The organism is Streptococcus sp. 1559, from assembly GCF_013276735.1.
Classification (GTDB): Bacteria; Bacillota; Bacilli; order Lactobacillales; family Streptococcaceae; genus Streptococcus; species Streptococcus pseudopneumoniae.
Map to the genome: position 1 here is coordinate 1 of NZ_VMLO01000133.1, position 2,036 is coordinate 2,036.

Here is a 2,036-nt window from a genome sequence, read left to right on the forward strand (position 1 = left end):
AGATTTATAACAATCCTTTCTCTGTGAAAATCGCAAGTTTTTCCCACCTTTTCTCAATACTGAAACAACATCTTTCCAGAACTTCAATAATTTCTTTTTGTGTTAAATCATTATTTAACTAAATCTTTGGAGGTAATACGTTTTCAAAGCTACTTTTTACCATAGATTTTGAGCTTTCAACACATATTACTAAGCCAAAAATGCTCTAAATTTTTGAAATTCTAACAAATGCCACTCAACTTCATCATCATCTTTGACTTTCACAATATCTTCCTCAAAATAACATGGAATAAAGATAGTTTTCTTTTGAAACGGTTGTAGGAGGAAAATCTCTCCTACACTATTTTTGATTCTGAGAGAAAATTGCAAAATATCATCTACCAAACTTTCAATTATTAAGATTTTTTGCAGTTTATCTGAATTAGAATCGCAAGGCTTCTCAATAATATAATTGTCGAATTTTTTCATTCTAACTTTCTCTCCACTATTTCTTCCTTTATCAAGAAAAAGTTACCTCAATATTCATAAAGTACAATTCTAAATTAACTCCAATTATTGATTCATGATAATATTTCGATAACTCATCGTGCAATTAAAAACAAGGATTTTTATTTCAGACGATCCATCGTGAACACTTCATCAGCCATCTCCCAAATTGCCGGATTATGTGTTGCGATAATGATTAGCCTATTATCATCTCGAAGAGATAGCAAAATCTCCATAATCAACTGAGAGGTTGCTGGGTCTATTGAAGCTGTTGGCTCATCTGCCAGAATAAAGGGTGGATTCTTTAAGATAATTTTTGCCAAGGCAACCCGTTGCGATTCTCCGCCCGATAACTCAAAGATGCGCTTATCTAGGTCAAGATAAGCCAGGCCGACCTGTTCTAAAGCCTGCTTCTGCCTCAACCGCTGTTCCGACCGACTCAACTTTTGACCAATGAGACCTAGCTTAAGGTTTTCTTCAATACTTTGGTTTTCAATTAAGCCAAAGTTCTGGAAGAGGTAGCCCAATTCGTGACGGAAAAAATCACTCGATTTATAATTGGCCAAGTCTTTACCTCGGTAAAAAATCGTCCCATCATAAGATTCTAATTTCCCAATCATGTTCATCAAGGTTGTTTTTCCGCTACCACTTGAACCAATTAAGGCATAGACTTTTCCAGCCTCAAATGTCATTGAAAGATTCGAAAATAACTCTCGTTCTCCAAAAGATTTACTCACCTGTTTAAGTTCAATCATATTAACCTCCCTTCAAAACAAGCATGGACATCTTGTTTTCTTTCTGCATTTGGACATGTAACTGTAAAAGAGATAGACCAGTAAAGAGTAACAAGACTAAGAAAGCAACTACTATCTCTACCATAAGAAATACACTCGCAATAAATCCCAGTAAAAACACACCCAGTTGAGCAAAGAGATAAGTGTGATGGATTTCTAAGAACCTGAGACCTGCAATGCGTTTGATAAAAATGGCACGTCTAAATTCTTCAAAGTAGAGCCTATTCATAGTGTTAAACAACAAGATTGAAGTTGCAATCCCAAGCACAGCTCCTGCTAGCATTACCCAACGTTCCCTCTGGATATTATCCAATAATGTGATGTAGTTATGGTAACCTGTTTGCATTTCTGAGACCCAATTTTCAATGCCTTGTCTCTGGATAAGCTCCTGGGCATCAGACAATTGATTAAAGAGAATGTAGTTCTGTACTGCGTCTATCCAAAACAAAATGGACTGTGGACCAGTTGATTGGGGTGTTATAACAATGATGATTGGATCTTTCAAAAATTGTTGGTAAGAAATAGGGGTCGTATTATATACAAAACGATCCTGACCTGATTCTAAATAACCTACCGTAGCAGTCATTTGCTGTCGTTCATCTTGACTAGACATGCGACTGGTTAAGTCGTCTTCAAAAACAGATTTATAATGTTCTTCCTCTGAACGGAGGTGTTCAGGCAGCAATAAGACAAACTCCCCTACATCAAGGTGATTCATCTTTTGCTCAATAGTTGTATCGTAAGCGCGTCATAACA

Annotated in this window: 3 protein-coding genes; all 3 read right to left on the reverse strand. The window is 36.2% G+C overall.

Annotation, left to right across the window (positions count from 1 at the left end; translation table 11 throughout):
* Positions 1-189 precede the first annotated feature (189 nt).
* Positions 190-468: a hypothetical protein gene (locus HT688_RS12225; RefSeq protein WP_000712965.1), complete on the reverse strand. Its 279-nt coding sequence runs from the start codon at positions 466-468 to the stop codon at positions 190-192.
* A 140-nt stretch (positions 469-608) separates the two neighbouring features.
* A complete protein-coding gene (locus HT688_RS11370; RefSeq protein ID WP_000571433.1) occupies positions 609-1,241 on the reverse strand; it encodes an ABC transporter ATP-binding protein in 633 nt (210 codons plus the stop codon).
* Position 1,242: 1 nt separating this feature from the next.
* Positions 1,243-1,998, reverse strand: coding sequence for a DUF1430 domain-containing protein (locus HT688_RS11375; RefSeq protein ID WP_001015889.1), 756 nt, complete (start codon positions 1,996-1,998; stop codon positions 1,243-1,245).
* Positions 1,999-2,036 lie beyond the last annotated feature (38 nt).

What these genes read in the sequence shown, in the direction of transcription:
- HT688_RS11370 (WP_000571433.1), bottom strand. Translation starts at nt 1,241, where the DNA reads ATGATTGAACTTAAACAGGTGAGTAAATCTTTTGGAGAACGAGAGTTA.
- HT688_RS11375 (WP_001015889.1), bottom strand. Translation starts at nt 1,998, where the DNA reads ATGAATCACCTTGATGTAGGGGAGTTTGTCTTATTGCTGCCTGAACAC.
- HT688_RS12225 (WP_000712965.1), bottom strand. Translation starts at nt 468, where the DNA reads ATGAAAAAATTCGACAATTATATTATTGAGAAGCCTTGCGATTCTAAT.